The sequence below is a fragment of the Streptomyces sp. NBC_01460 genome (genome assembly GCF_036227405.1).
GTDB lineage: Bacteria > Actinomycetota > Actinomycetes > Streptomycetales > Streptomycetaceae > Streptomyces.
This window is the reverse complement of sequence record NZ_CP109473.1, coordinates 2,168,229-2,190,258: the sequence shown is the minus strand read 5'-3', so window position 1 is coordinate 2,190,258 and position 22,030 is coordinate 2,168,229. Positions and strand designations below refer to the sequence as shown.

Sequence of the window (22,030 nt, the reverse complement as noted above, 5' to 3'; positions counted from 1 at the left end):
CCGGCCTCCGGCACCGGACGCGGAGTGCGCACACCGAGATCGTGACGCTGGTCCTCACAGGTGAGGGGCGGTCGCATCACAGCGACCGCCCCTCACTCGTGCTCCCTCGCACGTTTCCCGACAGCCGGCCGACTCCGGGATACGCGGGTCGGGGCCGGGGCCCTGAAGCGGAACCCGCAGTCACTACCCCCGGCGTCCCCCGGCGGTCCGCCGGAAGCCGGGGCCGGCCCGAAGCCGGTCCCCGGATCCCGCGGGTCAGCCCTGCTGGCGCGACGGTCTGCGCAGCCGCGCCGCCCAGCGGTCGCGCCCCACACGCTCCGACCACCGGCGGCCGAGCTCCGCCCGGCGGTCCGCGAGCGTCCAGATCACCCGGACAGCCGAACGCGGTGCGAACGTCGCCCGCAGCCTGCCCCAACGGCCTGCCACGGCCCTGAGCCCTGCCCGGACCTCCTGAACGTCCTCGGCCGACGCGGAGGCCGCGCCCGGCGCGGGCGCGTACAGCACCTGCTCCACCGCCCCCGCCACGCGGTGGACCGCCGCCACCGCCGGGCCGTCCAGGCCACCCAGCCGCACGACGCGGGCGGCGGCCTTGCGGGGGGTCTGCGACTCGTCCGGCGGGATGCCGTGATCCCACGCCGTGTCGGTGATCTCCCGCCAGGCCGCCATCACCCTGGCCGAGGCGTCCGCGGCCGTACGCCCTCCCGAGGAGCCGAGCCGCCGGCTGCGGATCCTCGTCCGCAGGAACATCGGTACCAGCGGGAGCGTGAGCACCGCCAGGGCGCCGAGCACCCACAGCACCACCGTGCCCACCGGCGTCCCCGGTTCGGTGGGATCCGCCGCGCCGGGAGCCGCGGAGGCACCGCACTCACCCTGACGGCGCATCTGCGCCGGGCAGGACTCCGAGGCGGAGGGCGCGGCCGTGGGCGCGGCGGAGGCGCCGTCCGTCGGCAGCGCGGGGTCGCTCGGGTTCTGCGAGGGCGCGTCCGGGCGGGTGTAGGCCGGGGTGCTGCCCCGGGACGGCGTCGGCTCGAAGCGGGTCCAGCCCACACCCTCGAAGTACAGCTCGGGCCAGGCGTGCGCGTCCCGCAGCCCGACCGACACCGAACCGTCGGCCTGGACCGTGCCGGGAGTGAAGCCCACCGCGACCCGGGCCGGAATGCCCAGCGTCCTGGCCATCGCGGCCATCGTGAAGGAGAAGTGGACGCAGAAGCCCTCCTTGTCCTTCAGGAACCGTTCGATCGCCGCGGTGCCCGTACCCGACGTCACCGTCGTGTCGTACCGGAAGCCGCCCTCCGAGGCGAACCAGTCCTGGAGCTTCACGGCCCGTTCGTAGTCGTTGGCGGAACCCTGGGTCACCTGCTCGGCGGTCTCCTCGACCACGTCGGGCAGCGACCCGGGGACCCGCGTGTACTCGCGGGCCACGTCCGAGCGCGGCGCCATCGAGCCGGCCAGCTGGGCGGCCGTGGGCTCCACCACCAGGCTGCTGACCTCGTACCGCGCACCGCCCGTCGTCTGGCCGTCGTCGCCGACCAGCGTGCGGCCCTCCGGCTCGTACCGCCAGCGGCCCCGGATGTCCACCTCACTGGCCGGGTAGGGCAGGGGCAGATACGTCTGCTGGTAGGAGCGCGAGGCCGAGATGTTCGTCCGGATCTCGGTGACGGCGACGTCCCCGGCCAGCCCGGCCGGCTGCGGCAGCGTGTCCGGGACGTCGCTCAGCCGACGGGTCGAGGGACGCCATTCGCCGCCGTTGAACTGGTCCAGCGCCTGGATGCGCAGATAGAGGTCCTGCGGATCGGTGGAGTTGGTGCGGTACGACATCACCTCCCGGTTCTCCGGCTGGTTCAGATTGTTCTGCAGCGAGACCAGCGGGTTCACCGCGGAGATCGTACCCCCGCCGCTGCCCCGGCCGGACCCGCCCGTGCCGCTCAGCAGTCCTCCGTCGAGCGCCGGGAGGGCGGCGGGCACGGCCAGCGCGATGCCCAGCGCCACCACGCCGATACGCCGCCCCGTACGGACCGGTGCCACGGGGCGCCCGGAGCCGTCGAGACCTGCCGCGAGGCCGCCCGACGATCTGGAGACACCCCCGAAGACCCGGCCCCAGTGGGACAGCCTGTCCCGCCCCTCGGCCAGCAGGAGCAGCAGATACCCGCCCGCCGCGAGCAGGAACCAGAGCCACCCCGCCCCGCCGTCGGAGAGCCCGGCCGCGACCGAGTAGAGCGCGAGCAGCGGAAGGCCGGCCGGAGCCGCCGCGCGGAGGGTCACCGCGAGGACGTCCACGGCGAGCCCGACCAGCAGCACTCCGCCGACCAGCATCAGCCGGATGCCGTCCGTCGCCGGCGCGGGAATGGCGTATCGGCCGACGTCGTCGGCGCCCGCGGTCAGCAGGTCGGCGAGCCGCTGGACCGACTGCGGGCCGGGCAGCACGCCGAACAGCGCGTGCTCCCTGGCGAACACCACGGTCAGCGTCAGCAGGGTGACGAGCACCTGGAGGGAGACCGTCAGCACCCGCGCCAGGCGCATACGGCGTGCCAGCGCCCCCACACCGCTCTGGAGGGCCAGCAGGAACGCGGCGTGCAGGACCCACTTCGACGTCTCGACCAGGGGGAGCAGGGACCCCGCCGCCATCATCGTGGCGGCGAAGCCGCACAGCGCCAGTTGGCTACGCCCGCTCATGACCATCCCCCGGAGAGCCCCGTCGTCGTCCCGGCCACGGAGGACTGCGCGCCGGAGCCCTCCTGTCCCGCCTGCTGCCAGAGCCCGGCGAGCTCCGCCCCGGGCCGCACCGCCAGCGCCGTCCATCCCGCCTCGCGGAGCAGCCGCAGACGGTCGGAGGCCGACGGGGGAGACCCGGCTCCCGCGCCGCCGCGCGCCCAGTCGTCACCGTCCAGCACGAACGCGACGGCCCCGCGGCTCCGCTGCCGCATCCTGGCGGCCACCGCGGTCTGTTCCTCGTCGAGATCGCCGAAGAACGCCACCAACAGCCCCTCGTTGCTCCCGCGCAGCACGTCGTGGGCGCGGGAGAGACCGCCGCCGTCGGAGTGGTCGACGACCGCGAGGGTGTCCATCATCAGGCCCGTCGACTCCGCCGACTCCTGCGCCGAGCCGGCGAAGCCGTCGGCGGTCTCCCCCGGCACGGCGTTCCCCTCGTCCGTGAGCAGCCGCACGGCGAAGCCGCGCTCCAGCATGTGGGCCAGGGCGGACGCGGCCCCGGACACCGCCCACTCGAAGGCGGATCCGGGCCCGGCGCCCTGATAGGCGATCCGCCGGGTGTCCAGCAGCACGGTGCACCTGGCGCGCTGCGGCTGTTCCTCACGCCGCACCATCAGCTCGCCGTAGCGCGCGGTGGAGCGCCAGTGGACGCGCCGCAGGTCGTCCCCGTGGCGGTAGCCGCGCGGAATGATGTCGTCCTCGCCGGCCAGCGCCAGCGAGCGCTGTCTGCCGTCGCCGTACCCGGAGGCCTCCCCGGCCAGCCGTAGCGCCGGAAGCGGCTCGGTACGCGGGATGACGACGAGGGTGTCGTAGGCGCTGAAGGAGCGCGTCAGCTCGCACATGCCGAACGGATCGCCGAGCTGCAGCTGCAGCGGCCCGAGCGGGTAGCGGCCGCGCAGATCGGACCGGACCCGGTAGGAGACCTCGCGGACACCGCCCGGCTCCACCCGGTCCAGCACGAACCGGGGCCGGGGGCCGAGGACGTAGGGGACGCGGTCCTGGAGCATGAGCAGACCCGTGTGCAGCCGGGACACGTTGTCCATGCGCAGGTGCACCCGTGCCTCGGAGCCCGCAGGGACCCGGGACGGCGACAGCCGTCGGCTGCCGGCCACCCGGTAGCGGGTGCGGTGGAGGACGACGACGCAGACCAGCGGCAGCACCGCCAGCAGCAGGCCGACCCGGAGCAGGTCGCCCTGGCCCAGCACGTAGGCGCAGACCGTCGCCGCCACACCGGCGGCGAGGAACGACCGCCCCCGGGTCGTCAGCCCGCCCAGAGCCGCCCGCAGGCCGCCCTTGTCGTCGCCGTGGTCCTCGGGGCCGGGTGCCCCGGACGCCATCACAGGCGCCGTACGCCGGGCTGACGGCCGTATGCGGGGCTGCCGGGCCGGTGCTGGGGCTGCGCGGGGGCGGCGGCGGGTCCGCCCGACGTCGGGACCGGCGTCCGCTGCAGGATGTCCAGCACGACCTGCTCGGCCGTACGACGGTTGAGCTGTGCCTGGGCCGTCGGCAGCAGACGGTGGGCGAGCACCGCGACGGCGAGGGCCTGGACGTCGTCCGGCAGGGCGTAGTCCCGCCCGGCCAGGGCGGCCGACGCCTTGGCGGCCCGCAGCAGGTGCAGGGTGGCGCGCGGCGAGGCTCCGAGTCTGAGGTCGGGGTGCTGACGGGTGGCTGCCACCAGCTCCACGGCGTACCGCCGGACGGCCTCGGCCACGTGGACCGAGCGCACCGCGTCGATCAGCTTCACGATGTCGTGGGCGTGCGCCACCGGCTGCAGATCGTCCAGCGGCGAGGCACCGCCGTGCACGTCGAGCATCTGGAGCTCCGCCTCGGCACTGGGATAGCCGATCGACACCCGGGCCATGAAGCGGTCGCGCTGGGCTTCGGGGAGGGGGTAGGTCCCCTCCATCTCCACCGGGTTCTGGGTGGCCACCACCATGAAGGGATCGGGCAGTTCGTAGGTCTGGCCGTCGATCGTGACCTGGCGTTCCTCCATCGACTCCAGCAGGGCCGACTGGGTCTTGGGCGACGCGCGGTTGATCTCGTCGCCGATCACGATCTGGGCGAAGATCGCGCCCGGCTTGAACTCGAAGTCACGTCGCTGCTGGTCGAAGATCGAGACACCGGTGATGTCCGAGGGCAGCAGGTCCGGTGTGAACTGGATGCGCCGCACCGAACAGTCGATGGACCGCGCCAGCGCCTTGGCCAGCATCGTCTTGCCGACCCCGGGCACGTCCTCGATGAGGAGGTGCCCCTCCGCGAGCAGCACGGTCAGCGAAAGCCGTACGACCTCAGGCTTGCCCTCGATCACACTCTCGACCGACCTGCGTACCCGCTCAGCTGTGGTGGTCAGATCTGTGAGGCTCGCTCGATCGTCATAGGTCGTCACCCGGCCCTCCTCGGCCCCTTGTGCACGGGTCGGCGCACAAAGCGCCCCGCCCGCCCCGAAATACGGACACTCCCCGGAGGACCCGGAGAGATGTCACACCCGCATTCTTGTTGCCGTTACCGCTTCGTGTCACTCGCCTGTGGACAAGTGGGCGCGATATGCCGGATGTGGCCCGTATGTCGGAGGGTTTCAGGGAGGCTTCAGGAGGACGGAAGGATCTCGCGCAGCTTGCCCGTGGTCACGTCGAAGACGAAGCCGCGGATGTCGTCCTTGTGCAGCAGGAACGGAGAGGTGCGCACGCGCTGCATCGACTGCCGCACGTCCTGGTCGGCGTCCGAGTAGGCCTCGACGGCCCAGGCCGGCCGCTGGCCGACCTCGCGCTCCAGGTCCTGCCGGAAGTCCTCGGTCAGGGACTCCATGCCGCAGTTCGTGTGGTGGATGAGCACGACGCTGCGGGTGCCGAGGGCCCGCTGGCTGATGGTCAGCGACCGGATGACGTCGTCGGTGACCACACCGCCCGCGTTACGGATCGTGTGGCAGTCGCCGAGCTCCAGGCCGAGCGCGGCGTGGAGGTCGAGGCGGGCGTCCATGCAGGCGACCACGGCGACGCGCAGCACGGGCCGCGCGTCCATGCCCGGGTCGGTGAACGCCTCCGCGTACCGGGTGTTCAGTCCGACGAGGCGATCGGTGACCGTTCCCTCGGAACCGGCTTCGGAAGCGTTGACGGAATCGGTCTCGGCGGAAGGCTGCGCAGAAGTCGACATGGAGACGACGTTAGTCGTCAGAACTGCTCCCGGCGTGCTGGGGAAGGGGACAAAGAACGTCAACCAGGCTTGTTGTGAGGTAACCCACAAGCCTCACGCGCAGGCACCCGACCGGGTGAGGTCGTGCCACCACCGAGGCGGTGCGACGCGCTGTGCGGTTCGTTGATCGGGACGGGATCGAATGGCAGGGTGGACTAAAGTGACGCGAAGTTACCGACACGCCTGCACATACCGCATATTCTTATACGTTTCGACTTCCCCGTGATGTGCGGCGTACGTGCGGCCCGGCCCTCTCCCGCTCGCGGTCGGCCGACGCCACTTCCCCGGCGCCGGCGGACCTCCCCTTCCGGGCGGGCGGGGACCGGACCGCACGTGCGGCCACACGGGACAGAGCCTGAGAGGGCGCTTTGAGCCAGACCCGACACGTCCCGGTGATGCTCCAGCGATGCCTGGACCTGTTGGCCCCGGCTCTGGAGGCGACAGGAACCCGGCCACCGGTCGTCGTCGACTGCACCCTCGGCCTCGGCGGACACAGCGAGGCCCTGCTCGCCGCCTTCCCCACGGCCCGGCTGGTCGCTCTCGACCGCGACAAGGAAGCGCTGCGGCTCTCGGGCGAGCGCCTCGCCCCGTACGGCGACCGCGCCACCCTGGTCCACGCCGTCTACGACGAACTGCCCGAGGTGCTGGACCGGCTGGGGATCCCCAAGGTCCAGGGCGTCCTCTTCGACCTCGGTGTCTCCTCCATGCAGCTGGACGAGGCCGACCGCGGCTTCGCCTACGCCCAGGACGCGCCGCTCGACATGCGCATGGACCAGACGACCGGCATCGGCGCGGCCGAGGTGCTCAACACCTACCCGCCGGGCGAACTCGTACGGATCCTGCGCGCGTACGGCGAGGAGAAGCAGGCCAAGCGCATCGTCTCGGCCGTCGTCCGCGAACGCGAGAAGGAACCCTTCAGCAACAGCGCCCGCCTCGTCGAGCTGATCCGCGACTCCCTGCCCCAGGCCGCCAAGCGCACCGGCGGCAATCCGGCCAAGCGCACCTTCCAGGCGCTCCGCATCGAGGTCAACGGCGAACTCACCGTCCTGGAGCGTGCCGTTCCGGCCGCGGTGGCGAGCCTGGCCGTCGGTGGCCGGATCGCCGTCCTCTCGTACCACTCGCTGGAGGACCGGCTCGTCAAGCAGGTCTTCGCGGCCGGCGCGGCCAACACGGCGCCGCCCGGACTGCCCGTCGTCCCCGAGCGCTACCAGCCCCGGCTCAAGCTGCTGACCCGCGGGGCCGAACTGCCCACGGAGGAAGAGGTCGCCGAGAACAGGCGGGCCGCCCCCGCCAGGCTGCGCGGCGCCCAGCGGATCCGCGAGGAAGAGCGATGAGCGGGCCCCGCCGGACCGTCAGGACGTGGACGTGGACGTGGACGTGGACGGTGGCGCCGCGGTGACCAGGACGGCCGAGCAGATGAAGGGGCGGGCCGGTCGGCTCGCCCGGCTGATGCCCTCGGGGCCGAGCACCGCCGCCCGCACCCCCTTCGTCCTGCTGGTCGTGCTGCTGCTCACCGGTGGCCTGATCTCGCTCCTGCTGCTGAACTCCGCGCTCAATGAAGGATCGTTCAGGCTGAGCAAGCTCAAGCGGGAGACCACCGAGCTCACCGACGAGCAGCAGGCCCTCCAGCGCGACGTCGACGGCTACGCCGAACCCGACGCCCTGGAGCGCCGGGCCAGGGAGCTCGGCATGGTGCCCGGCGGCAGCCCCGCCTTCCTTGACCCGGACGGCAGGGTCCGCGGGGTCCCCGAACGGGCCGACGCCCAGCCGGTCCCCACCGTGGCCCCCGAACCGGAGGCGAGCGCGGCCGAGCCGGCCTCACCGACCCCGTCCGCGCCGCCTGCCGCGTCCGTGCCGCCGGCCGCATCCTCCGCCACGCCGTCCACGAACCCGACCACACCGCTTCCGACGAGCTCCGGCAGGTGACGCAGTGCCGTCCAAGGAACCGCCGCGCCGCCGCGTACCCGGCCCCGCGCGTCCCCGTAACCCGGCGGGCGGATCGGGGCGTCCCCGCCCCGCCACCCGTCCCGAGGCACGCCGCCCCCGGCGCCCGGCCGCGGGGAAGCGGCGCGGCGGCTCCCCGCAGTCCATCCGCCTGGGCAGCCCACGTCCCCGGCTGCGCCTGATCAGCCTCTGTCTGACCCTCGTCATGCTGGCGTTCGTCGTACGGCTCCTCCAGGTCCAGGCGGTCGACGCGAGCACGTACGCCGCCAAGGCGGAGAAGAACCGCTACCTGGAGTACACGATCGCCGCCGAACGCGGCGAGATCACCGATCGCAGCGGCATCGCGCTGGCCACCAGCGTCGACGCGCACGACATCACGGCCGACCCGAAGATGTTCACGCCCGAGGACAGCAAGGCCCCGGACGCCCCCCAGCAGGCGGCCGCCCTCCTCGCCCCGATCCTCGGCAAGGAGGAGGCGGAGCTGGCGAAGAAGCTCTCGACCCCCAAGAGCCGCTACACGGTGCTCGCGCGGCGGCAGACTCCGCAGGTCTGGAAGCAGATCAAGGACCTCAAGTCCGTCTTCGCGGAGAAGGCCGCCGAGGACAAGGTGAACGGCGGCCCCGGTGCCAACGTGCTGGCCGGGGTCCTCCAGGAACCCACCACCAGGCGCGTGTACCCCAACGGGGACCTGGCCGCCGGGATACTGGGCTTCGTCAACGCCGAGGGCAAGGGCGGCGGCGGCCTGGAGGCGCAGCTGAACAAGCAGCTCCGGGGTGAGGACGGCAAGATCCGCTACGCCCAGGCCGGCGGGCGTCCCGTGCCGACCGCCGGCTCCACGGAGATCCCGGCCGTCGCCGGCACCGACGTCGAGCTGACGATCGACCGCGACATCCAGTGGGCGGCCCAGCGCGCCATCGCCGACCAGGTCCAGGAGTCCGACGCCGACCGCGGCTACGTGATCGTCCAGAACACGAAGACGGGTGAGGTGCTCGCCATGGCGAACGCCCCCGGCTACGACCCCAACGACCTCGCCCGGAGCAACTCGGCGGCCCTGGGCAACGCGGCCCTCCAGGACGTCTACGAACCCGGCTCCACCAGCAAGGTCATGTCCATGGCCGCGGTGCTGGAGGAGGGAGCCGCCACGCCCGGAACGCACGTCACGGTGCCCAACAGGCTCCACCGGGGCGACCGGCTCTTCCGTGACGACATCGACCACCCCACCTGGTACCTCACGCTCAACGGCGTACTCGCCAAATCGAGCAACATCGGCACCATCCTGGCCACCGGCCAGCTCGGGAAGACCCAGGCCGAGGCCAACAAGGTTCTGTACTCCTACCTGCGGAAATTCGGTCTCGGCAGCACCACGGGGCTCGACTACCCCGGCGAGTCGCCCGGCATCGTCGCCAAGCCCCAGGACTGGTCGACCTCGCAGCAGTACACGATCCCGTTCGGACAGGGGCTCTCGCTCAACGCCATGCAGGCCGCCTCGGTCTACTCGACCATCGCCAACGGCGGGGTCCGGGTCGAGCCGACCCTGGTGCGGGGCACCAAGGACGCCGGCGGCCGCTACGAGGCGTCCGAGGCACCCGAGCGCACCCGGGTGGTCAGCGAGAAGACGGCCAAGACCCTGGCGACGATGCTGGAGTCCGTCGTGGACGACCAGGAGGGCACCGGGACCAAGGCCCACATCCAGGGCTACCGGGTCGCGGGCAAGACCGGCACGGCCAACCGCGTCGACCCCGTGCGCGGCGTCTACAAGGGCTACACCGCGTCCTTCGCGGGTTTCGCCCCCGCGGACGACCCCCAGGTCACCGTCTACTGCGCCATCCAGAACCCGACCAAGGGCAGCTACTTCGGCGGCCAGATCTGCGGCCCGATCTACAAGAAGGTCATGGAGTTCGCCCTCAAGACGCTCCAGACACCTCCCTCCGGCAGCGATCCAGCCAGGCTGCCGGTGTCCTTCAAGCCCGGCGAGTGACTCGGGGGAACCCTCAGTGACGACCATCACCCCTGATCCCGGGAACCGGAACGAGAAGTACCGCAACCCCGGCCCCTCACTTCGCGAGAGGCCGGGTCCGCCCGGTACGCTCACCGCCGTGCCCCACGCTGATCAGTGCCAAACCACTCAGAAGGACGCGCCTGTGAACTACCCGGGAGCGCCCCGACCGGACCGGCTCAGGCCGACGTCCCTCGGAGAGCTGGCAGCCCGGCTCGGTGCCGGACCGCAGGATGCCGGTGAGGTCACCGGCATCACCCACGACTCCCGGGCCGTGCGCCCCGGGGACGTGTACGCGGCCCTGCCCGGTGCCCGCTTCCACGGCGCCGACTTCTCCGCCCAGGCCGCCGGCCTCGGAGCCGCCGCGATCCTCACCGACCCGTCGGGCGCCGAGCGCGCCGCCGCCACCGGTCTCCCGGTGCTCGTCACCGGCAACCCGCGCGGCCGGATGGGCGAGATCGCCGCCGAGATCTACGGACGGCCGGGCGTCGGCCTCCTCCAGATCGGGATCACCGGAACGTCCGGGAAGACCACCACGGCCTACCTCGTCGAGGGCGGGCTGCGCGGCGCCGGACGCAGCACCGGACTCATCGGCACCGTCGAGATGCGCATCGGTGACGAGCGCATCAAGTCCGAGCGCACCACCCCCGAAGCCACCGACCTCCAGGCCCTGTTCGCCGTCATGCGCGAACGCGGTGTCGAGGCGGTCGCCATGGAGGTCTCCAGCCACGCCCTGGTGCTCGGCCGGGTCGACGGCTGCGTCTTCGACGTCGCCGTCTTCAACAACCTCAGCCCGGAGCACATGGAGTTCCACTCCGGGATGGAGGACTACTTCCAGGCCAAGGCGCAGCTCTTCACCCCGCAGCGCAGCAAGCTCGGCGTCGTCAACTTCGACGACGAGTACGGGCGCAGGCTGGTGGACGAGGCGTCCGTCCCGGTCGTCACCTTCTCCGCGGAGGGCCACCCGGACGCCGAGTGGCGGGCCGAGGACGTGCAGGTCGGTCCCCAAGACAGCACCTTCACCGTGATCGGCCCCAAGGGCGAGCGGATCTCCGCCCGGGCCCCCCTGCCCGGCCCGTTCAACGTCGCCAACACGCTCGCCGCGATCGTCACCCTGGCCGTCGCGGGCGTCGACCCGCAGACCGCCGCCGACGGCGTCGCGGCCGTCCCGGGTGTCCCCGGACGGCTGGAACGCGTCGACGCCGGTCAGCCGTACCTCGCCGTCGTCGACTACGCGCACAAGACCGACGCCGTCGAATCGGTCCTGCGCTCCCTCCAGAAGGTCACCGAGGGCCGGGTGCACATCGTGCTCGGCTGCGGCGGCGACCGCGACACGACGAAGCGCGGGCCCATGGGCGCCGCTGCGGCACGGCTCGCCGACACCGCCGTACTGACCTCCGACAACCCCCGCTCCGAGGACCCGCTCGCGATCCTCGCCGCCATGCTCATCGGCGCGGCCGAGGTGCCCGTCCACGAGCGCGGCGAGGTGATCGTGGAGGCCGACAGGGCCGCCGCCATCGCCGCCGCGGTCGCCCGCGCGGAGCCCGGCGACACCGTGCTGGTGGCCGGAAAGGGACACGAGCAGGGCCAGGACATCCACGGAGTGGTACGCCCCTTCGACGACCGTCAGGTCCTCCGCGAGGCCATTGAGCGCTCTCCGGGGCGCACGAGCGCCGTGCGCGCCCCCGAGGACCTCGTACACACCCAGAACAACAGTCAGGGATGACCAAGTGATCGCCCTTTCCCTCGCCGAGATCGCCGGAATCGTCGGCGGGCAGCCGCACGACGTGCCGGACCTGTCCGCCGTCGTCACCGGCCCCGTCGTCATCGACTCCCGGGAGGTGCGGCAGGGCTCCCTGTTCGCCGCGTTCGCGGGCGAGCGGGTCGACGGCCACGACTTCGCGCGGGGCGCCGTGGAGGCCGGCGCGCTGGCCGTGCTCGCCGCCCGCCCCGTCGGCGTCCCGGCGATCGTCGTCGACGACGTCGTGGGAGCGCTCGGCGCCCTCGCCCGCGCAGCCGTCGAACGCCTCGGCACCACCGTCGTCGCGCTGACCGGTTCGGCGGGCAAGACGTCCACGAAGGACCTGATCGCCCAGCTGCTGGAGCGCAAGGCTCCCACCGTCTGGACGCCCGGCTCCCTCAACAACGAGATCGGCCTTCCGCTCACCGCGCTGCGCGCGACCCCCGAGACCCGCCACCTCGTGCTGGAGATGGGAGCGCGGGGCATCGGCCACATCCACTACCTCGCCGACCTGACACCGCCGCGGATCGGTCTGGTCCTCAACGTGGGCAGCGCCCACATCGGCGAGTTCGGCAGCCGCGAGGCGATCGCCCAGGCCAAGGGCGAGCTCGTGGAGGTCCTCCCCGAGGACGGCACCGCCGTCCTGAACGCCGACGACCCGCTCGTGCGCGCCATGGCATCCCGCACAAAAGCCCGGGTGCTCCTCTTCGGGGAGGCCCCGGATGCGGACGTACGGGGAGAGAACGTGCGGCTCACCGACGACGGCCGGCCTGCTTTCACGCTCCACACACCCACCGGGTGCAGCGACGTGACCTTGCGCCTGTACGGTGAGCACCACGTGTCGAACGCGCTCGCCGCGGCCGCCGTCGCCCATGAGTTGGGCATGTCCGTCACCGAGATCGCCGATGCGCTCTCCGAGGCGGGCACCCTCTCCCGCTGGCGCATGGAGGTCACCGAGCGTCCGGACGGTGTGACGGTCGTCAATGACGCCTACAACGCGAACCCCGAATCCATGAAGGCCGCACTCCGTGCGCTGGCCGCCATGGGCAGGGCCCGGCAGACGGGAGGGGGGCGCACGTGGGCGGTGCTCGGTCAGATGGCCGAGCTCGGTGACGCGTCGCTCGCCGAGCACGACGCGGTCGGACGGCTCGCCGTCCGGCTCAACGTCAGCAAGCTCGTCGCTGTCGGGGGGACAGAAGCCTCCTGGCTGCAACTGGGCGCATATAACGAGGGTTCGTGGGGTGAGGAGTCGGTGCACGTGTCCGACGCACAGGCGGCCGTCGACCTGTTGCGCAGTGAACTGCGCCCGGGAGACGTCGTGCTGGTGAAGGCGTCCCGGTCGGTCGGCCTGGAGAAGGTCGCCCTGGCACTGTTGGAGACGACCGAGGGCGAGGTCGCCGTCCGATGAGGCAGATCCTCTTCGCGGGGGCCATAGGGCTCTTCCTGACCCTGGTCGGTACCCCGCTGCTGATCAAACTTCTGGCCCGCAAGGGCTACGGGCAGTTCATCCGGGACGACGGCCCGCGTACCCACGGCAGCAAGAAGGGCACTCCCACCATGGGTGGGATCGCCTTCATCCTGGCGACGATCATCGCGTACGTCCTGGCCAAGGTGATCACCGGCGAGGAGATGCGCTTCTCCGGCGTCCTCGTCCTGTTCCTGATGGCGGGCATGGGCCTCGTCGGCTTCCTCGACGACTACATCAAGATCGTCAAGCAGCGCTCGCTCGGTCTGCGGGCCAAGGCGAAGATGGCCGGACAGCTGATCGTCGGCATCGCCTTCGCGGTGCTCTCGCTCCAGTTCGCCGACCTCCGGGGCAACACCCCGGCATCGACGCGGCTCTCCTTCGTCGAGGACTTCGGCTGGTCCATCGGACCGGTGCTGTTCGTCGTCTGGGCGCTCTTCATGATTCTCGCGATGTCGAACGGCGTGAACCTGACGGACGGTCTGGACGGCCTGGCCACCGGCGCGTCGGTGATGGTCTTCGGCGCCTACACCTTCATCGGGCTGTGGCAGTTCCAGGAGTCCTGCGCCAACGCGACGACCCTGACCAACCCGGAAGCCTGTTTCGAGGTGAGAGACCCGCTCGACCTCGCGGTCGTCGCCTCGGCCCTGATGGGCGCCTGCTTCGGCTTCCTGTGGTGGAACACCTCGCCCGCGAAGATCTTCATGGGTGACACCGGTTCGCTCGCCCTCGGCGGCGCGCTCGCCGGACTCGCGATCTGCTCCCGCACCGAGTTCCTGATGGCCATCCTCGGCGGCCTCTTCGTGATGATCACCATGTCCGTGGTCATCCAGGTCGGCTCCTTCAAGATGACCGGCAAGCGGGTCTTCCGCATGGCCCCGCTCCAGCACCACTTCGAACTCAAGGGGTGGTCCGAAGTCCTTGTCGTGGTCCGCTTCTGGATCATCCAGGGCATGTGCGTGATCGTCGGCCTCGGCCTCTTCTACGCGGGATGGGCAGCCAAGAAGTGAGCAACGTGGACTGGCAGGGCAAGCACGTCACGGTCGCCGGGCTCGGCGTCAGCGGGATCCCCGCCGCCCGTGCCCTGCACGAGCGGGGGGCCCTCGTCACCGTCGTCAACGACGGCGACGACGAGCGTTCCCGCACGCAGGCGGCCGAACTGGAGGCGCTCGGCATCACCGTGCGCCTCGGCGACGGCGACACCCTGCCCCCGTCCACCGAGCTCGTGGTCACGGCCCCCGGCTGGAAGCCCGGCAAGCCGCTCTTCCAGGCAGCCGCCGAGGCGGACGTCCCCGTCTGGGGCGACGTCGAACTCGCCTGGCGGCTGCGGGGACCCGGGGCGGCGCCCTGGCTCGCGGTCACCGGCACCAACGGCAAGACCACGACCGTCCGGATGCTCGCCTCGATCCTCGAGGCTGCCGGGCTGCGCACGGCCGCCGTCGGCAACATCGGGGTCTCCCTGCTGGACGCGGTGCTCGGCGACGAGACGTACGACGTCCTCGCCGTCGAGCTCTCCAGCTACCAGCTCCACTGGGCGCCCTCACTGCGCGCCCACTCCGGAGCCGTGCTCAACCTGGCCCCCGACCACCTCGACTGGCACGGCTCCATGGCCGGTTACGCCGCCGACAAGGGCCGGATCTACGAGGGCAACTCCGTCGCCTGCGTCTACAACGCGCAGGACCCGGCGACGGAGGACCTCGTGCGCGAGGCCGACGTCGAGGAGGGGTGCCGGGCCATCGGCTTCACCCTCGGCACGCCGGGCCCCTCCCAGCTCGGGGTGGTCGACGGCATCCTCGTCGACCGGGCCTTCGTCGCCAACCGCCAGAAGCAGGCGCAGGAGCTCGCCGAGGTCGGCGACGTCAACCCGCCGGCCCCGCACAACATCGCCAACGCCCTCGCAGCGGCAGCGCTGGCCCGCGCCTTCGGCGTGGCGCCCGCCGCCGTGCGCGACGGGCTGCGGGCCTTCCGCCCCGACGCCCACCGCATCGAACACGTCGCCGACGTCGCCGGTGTCACGTACATCGACGACTCCAAGGCCACCAACACCCACGCCGCCGAGGCCTCCCTCGCGGCCTACGACCCGATCGTGTGGATCGCCGGAGGGCTCGCCAAGGGCGCCACCTTCGACGAGCTGGCCGGCGGAGCCGCGAAGCGGCTGAGGGGCGTGGTGCTGATGGGCGCCGACCGGGCGCTGATCCGTGAAGCCCTGGCGCGACACGCCCCCGAGGTACCGGTGGTCGACCTCGACCGGACCGACACTGGGGCGATGTCCGCAGCTGTCCGCGAAGCGGCACGGCTGGCCCTGCCGGGTGACACGGTCCTGCTGGCCCCGGCCTGCGCCTCGATGGACATGTTCGTCAACTACAACAAGCGCGGCGAGGCGTTCGCGGACGCGGTCCGCGAACTCGCCGACGAGAGCGCCTGACGGGCCCGGTCTCCGCGTCGTACCGTCCCGGAGGACCTGAACCGTCCGGGGACCCGGCCACGAGCAGCGCCGCCACGGGCCCGGGCGCCCGGTGGCAGCCCCGGGCACGAGCAGTGGAGGGGACAGCGACAATGCCGGCCGACGAGAGCTCAGCCGCGCGCGGAGCCGACCGCTCACGGGCGTCCGTGGCGATCAGCCGGGCGCTCACCCCGCCCCTGCTCGCCGGACCGCTGCCGGCGGGCCCCGGGCCCCTCAGGGGGCTCGTGCTGCGCAGCCGGCCCGCCACCGGCCCCCGGCGGCCCTCCGTGCCGCGTGGCGGTACAGGAGGGGGCACCCCGCCCCGGCCGCGCAGGGGCGCCGGGGTGCGGCGGATGTATGAGCAGGCGCGACGGGCCTGGGACCGCCCCCTGACCGCGTACTACCTGATCCTCGGATCGAGCCTGCTCATCACCGTGCTCGGCCTCGTCATGGTCTACTCCGCCTCGATGATCAAGGCGCTGGAACTGGCACGGCCCGGGACGTACTTCTTCCGCAAGCAGTTCCTCGCGGCCGTCATCGGGGCCGGCCTGATGTTGCTGGCCTCCAGGATGCCCGTCAAGCTCCACCGGGCGCTCGCCTACCCGCTGCTCATGGGCACGGTCTTCCTGATGGTCCTGGTCCAGGTGCCGGGGATAGGGATGTCGGTCAACGGCAACCAGAACTGGATCTACCTCGGCGGCCCCTTCCAGCTCCAGCCCAGCGAATTCGGCAAGCTCGCCCTGATCCTCTGGGGCGCGGACCTGCTCGCCCGCAAACAGGACAAGCGGCTCCTCGCCCAGTGGAAGCACATGCTGGTCCCGCTGGTCCCGGTGGCGTTCATGCTGCTCGGACTGATCATGCTCGGCGGTGACATGGGCACCGCGATCATCCTCACCGCGATCCTCTTCGGCCTGCTCTGGCTGGCCGGCGCACCCACCCGGCTCTTCGCCGGGGTGCTCGCCTTCGCCGTCCTCATCGGATTCGTGCTCATCAAGACCAGCCCCAACCGGATGTCCCGGCTCGGGTGCATCGGCGCGTCCGAACCCGGCCCCGGCGACTCGTGCTGGCAGGCGGTGCACGGAATCTACGCGCTGGCATCCGGCGGATGGTTCGGTTCCGGGCTGGGTGCGAGTGTGGAAAAATGGGGTCAACTTCCCGAGCCGCACACCGACTTCATCTTCGCCATCACCGGGGAGGAACTGGGCCTGGCGGGGACGCTGTCGGTGCTGGCCCTCTTCGCGGCTCTAGGCTATGCGGGTATCCGCGTGGCCGGACGCACGGAGGACCCCTTCGTGAGGTACGCAGCGGGAGGCGTGACCACCTGGATCACGGCGCAGGCCGTGATCAACATCGGTGCGGTGCTCGGCCTGTTGCCGATCGCCGGTGTCCCGCTTCCGCTGTTCTCCTACGGGGGTTCGGCGCTGCTGCCGACCATGTTCGCTGTCGGGCTCATGATCGCCTTCGCGCGTGAGGACCCTGCGGCGAGAGCGGCCCTGGCCATGCGGAGGCCCGGGGTCAGATGGAAGACGATGAGACGGCGCGTCATGAAGCGTCCGTCCGGAGAGCGGTGAATTTCGGTGCATGTCGTACTCGCCGGCGGGGGGACCGCCGGGCACATCGAGCCCGCGCTTGCCCTCGCAGACGCCCTGCGGAGGCAGGACCCGACCGTGGGAATCACTGCCCTCGGCACGGAGCGCGGACTCGAGACCAGGCTCGTACCCGAGCGGGGGTACGACCTGGCACTGATCCCTGCCGTACCGCTGCCGCGGAAGCCCACGCCCGAGCTGATCACCGTCCCGGGGCGGCTGCGCGGCACCATCAAGGCCGCCGAGCAGATCCTGGAGCGCACGAAGGCGGACTGCGTGGTCGGCTTCGGCGGCTACGTCGCCCTGCCCGGCTACCTGGCGGCCAAGCGCGTCGGGGTCCCGATCGTCGTCCATGAGGCCAACGCGAGGCCGGGACTGGCCAACAAGATCGGCTCGCGGTACGCCCACGGGGTCGCCGTCTCCACCCCCGACAGCAAGCTGCGCGGCGCCCGCTACATCGGCATCCCGCTCCGGCGCACCATCGCCACCCTGGACCGGGCCCGGGTCCGCCCGGAGGCGCGTGCGGCCTTCGGCCTCGACCCCAACCTGCCGACGCTGCTGGTCTCCGGCGGCTCGCAGGGCGCCCGGCACCTCAACGAGGTCGTCACGCGGATCGCGCCGCTGCTCCAGCGGTCCGGGATCCAGATCCTCCACGTGGTCGGTCCGAAGAACGAATTGCCGCGTATCGACAACATGCCCGGGATGCCGCCCTACATCCCGGTACCGTACGTGGACCGGATGGACCTCGCGTACGCCGCGGCCGACATGATGCTCTGCCGCGCGGGCGCGATGACCGTCGCCGAGCTCTCCGCCGTCGGGCTGCCCGCCGCATACGTCCCGTTGCCGATCGGCAACGGCGAACAGCGGCTCAACGCCCAGCCGGTGGTCAACGCCGGCGGCGGCCTGCTGGTCGACGACGCGGCGCTCACCCCGGAATGGGTGCAGGGCAACGTCCTTCCGGTGCTCTCGGATCCGCACCGGCTGTACGAGATGTCCCGTGCCGCCGCGGAGTTCGGGCGACGGGACGCCGACGACCTGCTCGTCGGCATGGTGTACGAGGCGATTGCCGCACGCCGCCAGGCGTGAGGCGGTGCGGACCCGGGGCGTGCGCCCCGGGTCCGGCGAAGGAGCGAGCGTGGCCGGACCGACCACCGCCCAGCGCGGCGAGGCGGGGCGGGCCGACACCCCGGCCCGCCCGCCGCACATCGGCCCCGAGGGGCGACGGCTGACCGGTCGTACCCGACTGGTCCTGGCCGCACTTGGCCTCGTGCTGACCGCGGCCGCCACCGTATGGGTGCTCTACGGATCGTCCTGGCTGAGGCTGGAGCGGGTGACGACCACCGGCACCGGCGTCCTGACCCGGAGCGAGGTGGAGGCCGCGGCGGCCGCCCCGGTCGGATCGCCGCTCGTCTCCGTCGACACCGACGCGATCGCCGAGCGGTTGCGCCGCAAGCTGCCTCGTATCGACTCGGTGGATGTCGTACGGTCATGGCCGCACGGTGTCAGTCTCGACGTGACCGAACGAAAGCCGGTCCTGCTGGTGGAGAAGGGCGAGAAGTTCGTCGAAGTGGACGCGAAGGGTGTGCGCTTCGCCACTGTGGACGAGGCGCCCCCGCACGTGCCGCTCCTGGAGCTGGCGCCCGACCGGTCCGCGAGCCTGCGCCGCTTCGGCGGTGACCGTCTGGTGCGGGCGGCCGTCCGCGTCGCGGGGGACCTCCCGGCGAGGATCGCGGGGCAGACCCGGGTCGTGCGGACCACGTCGTACGACTCCACCGTCCTGGAACTGACAGGGGATCGCACGGTGATGTGGGGCAGCAGTGAGGAGGGGACCGCGAAGGCGCGGGTGCTCACCGCTCTCATGAAAGCGTCCCCCAAAGCGGGACACTTCGACGTGAGTGCCCCCACCGCCCCTGCGGCGTCGAAGAGTTGACGCACGTTTGGCCTGGCCAGCCCCCTGGTTGGTCAGCGCTACGGGTGATCACATAGGGTGAAAAGAAAAACGGGAGGTTCGGCGTGTTCGTTGAACGTGCGCCACTTGTCGACTTAGTGTCCTGTTCGGAAGAGTCCAAGAAGCAGACACACTGGTAACCCTAAACTTGAACGTTAGGGTTTGGGTCGGCGTCCGGACCGACCCAATCGGCATCCGTCGTCGCGGCGGGACTACCGCGAAGCGACGACACGTAACTCGAGGCGAGAGGCCTTCGACGTGGCAGCACCGCAGAACTACCTCGCAGTCATCAAGGTCATCGGTGTCGGCGGCGGTGGTGTCAATGCCATCAACCGAATGATCGAGGTCGGTCTCAAGGGCGTCGAGTTCATCGCGATCAACACCGATGCGCAAGCACTGTTGATGAGCGACGCCGACGTCAAGCTCGACGTCGGCCGTGAACTCACCCGTGGCCTCGGCGCCGGGGCGAACCCGGCCGTCGGTCGTAAGGCGGCAGAGGACCACCGTGAGGAGATCGAGGAGGTCCTCAAGGGGGCCGACATGGTCTTCGTCACCGCCGGAGAAGGCGGCGGCACCGGCACCGGCGGCGCACCCGTCGTCGCCAACATCGCCCGCTCGCTGGGCGCCCTGACGATCGGTGTGGTCACCCGCCCGTTCACCTTCGAGGGCCGGCGACGCGCGAACCAGGCGGAGGACGGCATCGCCGAGCTCCGCGAAGAGGTCGACACCCTCATCGTCATTCCCAACGACCGGCTGCTGTCCATCTCGGACCGCCAGGTCAGCGTGCTCGACGCGTTCAAGTCGGCCGACCAGGTGCTGCTCTCGGGTGTCCAGGGCATCACCGACCTCATCACCACCCCCGGCCTGATCAACCTCGACTTCGCCGACGTCAAGTCGGTCATGTCCGAGGCCGGATCGGCGCTCATGGGCATCGGCTCCGCCCGCGGCGACGACCGCGCGGTGGCCGCCGCGGAGATGGCGATCTCCTCGCCGCTCCTCGAGGCGTCCATCGACGGCGCGCGTGGTGTCCTGCTCTCCATCTCCGGCGGCAGCGACCTCGGTCTCTTCGAGATCAACGAGGCCGCGCAGCTGGTGAGCGAGGCGGCCCACCCGGAGGCGAACATCATCTTCGGCGCGGTCATCGACGACGCCCTGGGCGACGAGGTGCGGGTCACCGTCATCGCCGCGGGCTTCGACGGGGGACAGCCGCCGGCCCGCCGGGAGAACGTCCTCGGGGCGGGCGCCGGCAAGCGTGAGGAGCCGGCCCCGCCGGCCCGGAACGCGGAGCCCGCCCGTCAGACCGGTGGACTGGGCTCCGTGCCCCCGCGCGAGGAGTCCCCGGCGCAGGCCGAGCCGGCGCCGGCGGCCAACGAGACCTCGCTGCCGCAGGTCTCCCCGCCGCACGTCCCGACGGCCCGTCCCTACCAGGACAACCAGGCCGAAGAGCTGGACGTACCGGACTTCTTGAAGTGATAGGTCCGCAGCACGCGGCGCGAGCCGCGGAGTCTTCGGCGGGCGGCGCCCACTTCGCCTTCACCGACAGGTGGGGCGGAGTGAGCGCCGTTCCGTACGAGGAGCTCAACCTCGGCGGCGCGGTCGGTGACGACCCCGCCGCCGTCGGCACGAACCGTGCGCGCGCGGCCCGTTCCCTCGGTCTCGACCCGGCCCGCGTGGTCTGGATGAACCAGGTGCACGGGCGCGACGTCGCCGTGGTCGACGGCCCCTGGGCCGACGCGTCCACCCCCTCGGGCATTCCTGCCGTGGACGCCGTGGTGACGGCGCGGCGGGGACTCCCGCTCGCGGTACTCACCGCGGACTGCACCCCCGTGCTGCTCGCCGATCCGGTGGCCGGTGTGGCCGCCGCCGCCCATGCCGGGCGGCCCGGTCTGGTCGCGGGGGTCGTTCCCGCCGCGGTCGAGGCCATGATCACACTCGGTGCCGAACCGTCCCGGATCGTCGCGCACACCGGACCGGCCGTCTGCGGGCGGTGCTACGAGGTTCCGGAGCAGATGCGCGCGGAGGTCGCCGAGGTCGTCCCGGCCTCCTGGTCGGAGACCAGCTGGGGCACACCCGCGGTGGACGTCACGGCCGGAGTCCACGCCCAGCTGGAGCAGCTCGGCGTCGGCGACCGGCACAGCTCGCCGTTCTGCACCCTGGAATCGGGCGACCACTTCTCCTACCGCCGCGACCGCACCACGGGGCGGCTCGCCGGATATGTCTGGTTGGACTGATAGGGCATGACGGATCGCAAGGCTCAACTCGCGGCGAACCTGGCACAGGTGGAGGAACGCATTGCCTCCGCCTGTCTCTCGGCCGGCCGCAAGCGCGAAGAAGTGACCCTCATCGTGGTCACCAAGACCTACCCCGCGAGCGACGTGCGCATTCTTCACGGACTCGGTGTGCGTCACGTCGCGGAGAACCGTGACCAGGACGCGGCGCCGAAAGCCACGGCATGTGCGGATCTGTCGCTCACGTGGCACTTTGTCGGGCAGTTGCAGACCAACAAGGTCCGCTCCGTGACCGGTTATGCCGATGTGGTGCAGTCCGTGGACCGGGTGAAGCTGGTCACGGCCCTGTCGGCGGCGGCGGTCAGGGACGGGCGTGAGCTCGGCTGCCTCATCCAGGTCGCCCTCGACGCGGAGAGCGGCGAACGAGGTGACCGGGGCGGCGTCGCACCGGACGCGATCGAGGAGTTGGCCGCGGCGGTGGAATCGGCCGAGGGGCTCACGCTCCAGGGCCTGATGACCGTCGCCCCGCTCGCCGGCCCCTACGCCGGCCGGCAACGGGCCGCGTTCGACCGCCTGATGGAAATCTCATCCCGCCTGCGCGGGAACCATCCGGCTGCGAACATGGTCTCTGCTGGGATGAGCGCGGATCTCGAGGACGCGGTTGCGGCCGGAGCGACACATGTACGCGTCGGTACGGCGGTACTCGGAGTCCGACCCCGGCTCGGGTAACGTCGCGAAGCAAGTCGGACCACAGCAGAAAATATGGTCATTCCCGCGTGAC

The 22,030-nt window shown here is 71.6% G+C and carries 17 protein-coding genes; 13 read left to right on the top strand and 4 right to left on the bottom strand.

What is annotated here, in order from left to right; translation table 11 throughout:
- Positions 1 to 255: 255 nt before the first annotated feature.
- The 4 genes from OG488_RS09730 to OG488_RS09715 form a co-directional block, all read right to left on the bottom strand.
- Entirely contained in the window at positions 256 to 2,673 is a 2,418-nt protein-coding gene (locus tag OG488_RS09730; RefSeq protein WP_329227812.1) for a transglutaminase TgpA family protein, read from the bottom strand.
- Positions 2,670 to 4,046: a DUF58 domain-containing protein gene (locus OG488_RS09725; protein ID WP_329227811.1), complete on the bottom strand. Its 1,377-nt coding sequence runs from the start codon at positions 4,044 to 4,046 to the stop codon at positions 2,670 to 2,672. The genes OG488_RS09730 and OG488_RS09725 overlap by 4 nt, the downstream gene beginning before the upstream one ends.
- Positions 4,046 to 5,095, bottom strand: coding sequence for an AAA family ATPase (locus tag OG488_RS09720; protein WP_329227809.1), 1,050 nt, complete (start codon positions 5,093 to 5,095; stop codon positions 4,046 to 4,048). The genes OG488_RS09725 and OG488_RS09720 overlap by 1 nt, the downstream gene beginning before the upstream one ends.
- A gap of 200 nt (positions 5,096 to 5,295) precedes the next feature.
- Positions 5,296 to 5,859, bottom strand: a complete 564-nt coding sequence (locus tag OG488_RS09715) for a beta-class carbonic anhydrase (RefSeq protein ID WP_329227807.1) — start codon at positions 5,857 to 5,859, stop codon at positions 5,296 to 5,298.
- Positions 5,860 to 6,266: 407 nt separating this feature from the next.
- Between OG488_RS09715 and rsmH the strand changes: the two genes are divergently transcribed.
- The 13 genes from rsmH (at position 6,267) to OG488_RS09650 (ending at position 21,978) form a co-directional block, all read left to right on the top strand.
- Complete coding sequence (rsmH, locus tag OG488_RS09710; protein WP_329227805.1) at positions 6,267 to 7,232, top strand: 16S rRNA (cytosine(1402)-N(4))-methyltransferase RsmH; 966 nt, start codon at positions 6,267 to 6,269, stop codon at positions 7,230 to 7,232.
- 61 nt (positions 7,233 to 7,293) lie between these two features.
- A complete protein-coding gene (locus tag OG488_RS09705) occupies positions 7,294 to 7,824 on the top strand; it encodes an FtsB family cell division protein (RefSeq protein WP_329238553.1) in 531 nt (176 codons plus the stop codon).
- Positions 7,825 to 7,828: 4 nt separating this feature from the next.
- A complete protein-coding gene (locus OG488_RS09700; RefSeq protein WP_329227803.1) occupies positions 7,829 to 9,820 on the top strand; it encodes a peptidoglycan D,D-transpeptidase FtsI family protein in 1,992 nt (663 codons plus the stop codon).
- A gap of 16 nt (positions 9,821 to 9,836) precedes the next feature.
- Entirely contained in the window at positions 9,837 to 11,564 is a 1,728-nt protein-coding gene (locus OG488_RS09695; protein ID WP_406461855.1) for a UDP-N-acetylmuramoyl-L-alanyl-D-glutamate--2,6-diaminopimelate ligase, read from the top strand.
- A 4-nt stretch (positions 11,565 to 11,568) separates the two neighbouring features.
- Positions 11,569 to 12,987, top strand: coding sequence for a UDP-N-acetylmuramoyl-tripeptide--D-alanyl-D-alanine ligase (locus OG488_RS09690; protein WP_329227799.1), 1,419 nt, complete (start codon positions 11,569 to 11,571; stop codon positions 12,985 to 12,987).
- Positions 12,984 to 14,054 carry a phospho-N-acetylmuramoyl-pentapeptide-transferase gene (gene mraY, locus OG488_RS09685; protein WP_104789809.1) on the top strand — a complete coding sequence of 357 codons (1,071 nt, stop codon included), beginning with the start codon at positions 12,984 to 12,986 and terminating at the stop codon, positions 14,052 to 14,054. The genes OG488_RS09690 and mraY overlap by 4 nt, the downstream gene beginning before the upstream one ends.
- Positions 14,036 to 15,469, top strand: coding sequence for a UDP-N-acetylmuramoyl-L-alanine--D-glutamate ligase (murD, locus tag OG488_RS09680; protein ID WP_329227797.1), 1,434 nt, complete (start codon positions 14,036 to 14,038; stop codon positions 15,467 to 15,469). Before mraY ends, murD begins: the two co-directional genes overlap by 19 nt.
- Positions 15,470 to 15,600: 131 nt before the next feature.
- Positions 15,601 to 17,058, top strand: coding sequence for a putative lipid II flippase FtsW (gene ftsW / locus OG488_RS09675; protein WP_329227795.1), 1,458 nt, complete (start codon positions 15,601 to 15,603; stop codon positions 17,056 to 17,058).
- A gap of 6 nt (positions 17,059 to 17,064) precedes the next feature.
- Positions 17,065 to 18,159, top strand: a complete 1,095-nt coding sequence (murG, locus tag OG488_RS09670; protein ID WP_014156748.1) for an undecaprenyldiphospho-muramoylpentapeptide beta-N-acetylglucosaminyltransferase — start codon at positions 17,065 to 17,067, stop codon at positions 18,157 to 18,159.
- A 49-nt stretch (positions 18,160 to 18,208) separates the two neighbouring features.
- Positions 18,209 to 19,003 (top strand): cell division protein FtsQ/DivIB, encoded by a 795-nt coding sequence (locus tag OG488_RS09665; RefSeq protein ID WP_329227793.1) that lies wholly within the window; start codon positions 18,209 to 18,211, stop codon positions 19,001 to 19,003.
- Positions 19,004 to 19,279: 276 nt separating this feature from the next.
- Entirely contained in the window at positions 19,280 to 20,494 is a 1,215-nt protein-coding gene (gene ftsZ, locus OG488_RS09660) for a cell division protein FtsZ (protein ID WP_329227791.1), read from the top strand.
- The gene (gene pgeF / locus OG488_RS09655) at positions 20,491 to 21,252 is read left to right on the top strand and encodes a peptidoglycan editing factor PgeF (protein ID WP_329227790.1); all 762 of its coding nucleotides are present in this window, start codon (positions 20,491 to 20,493) and stop codon (positions 21,250 to 21,252) included. Before ftsZ ends, pgeF begins: the two co-directional genes overlap by 4 nt.
- Positions 21,253 to 21,258: 6 nt before the next feature.
- Complete coding sequence (locus tag OG488_RS09650; protein ID WP_329227788.1) at positions 21,259 to 21,978, top strand: YggS family pyridoxal phosphate-dependent enzyme; 720 nt, start codon at positions 21,259 to 21,261, stop codon at positions 21,976 to 21,978.
- Positions 21,979 to 22,030: the final 52 nt, after the last annotated feature.

Excerpts from the sequence above, each read along its gene's own strand:
- ftsW (WP_329227795.1), top strand. The coding sequence starts at position 15,601 with ATGCCGGCCGACGAGAGCTCAGCCGCGCGCGGAGCCGACCGCTCACGG.
- mraY (WP_104789809.1), top strand. The coding sequence starts at position 12,984 with ATGAGGCAGATCCTCTTCGCGGGGGCCATAGGGCTCTTCCTGACCCTG.
- OG488_RS09650 (WP_329227788.1), top strand. The coding sequence starts at position 21,259 with ATGACGGATCGCAAGGCTCAACTCGCGGCGAACCTGGCACAGGTGGAG.
- OG488_RS09715 (WP_329227807.1), bottom strand. The coding sequence starts at position 5,859 with ATGTCGACTTCTGCGCAGCCTTCCGCCGAGACCGATTCCGTCAACGCT.
- OG488_RS09725 (WP_329227811.1), bottom strand. The coding sequence starts at position 4,046 with ATGGCGTCCGGGGCACCCGGCCCCGAGGACCACGGCGACGACAAGGGC.
- OG488_RS09730 (WP_329227812.1), bottom strand. The coding sequence starts at position 2,673 with ATGAGCGGGCGTAGCCAACTGGCGCTGTGCGGCTTCGCCGCCACGATG.
- murD (WP_329227797.1), top strand. The coding sequence starts at position 14,036 with ATGGGCAGCCAAGAAGTGAGCAACGTGGACTGGCAGGGCAAGCACGTC.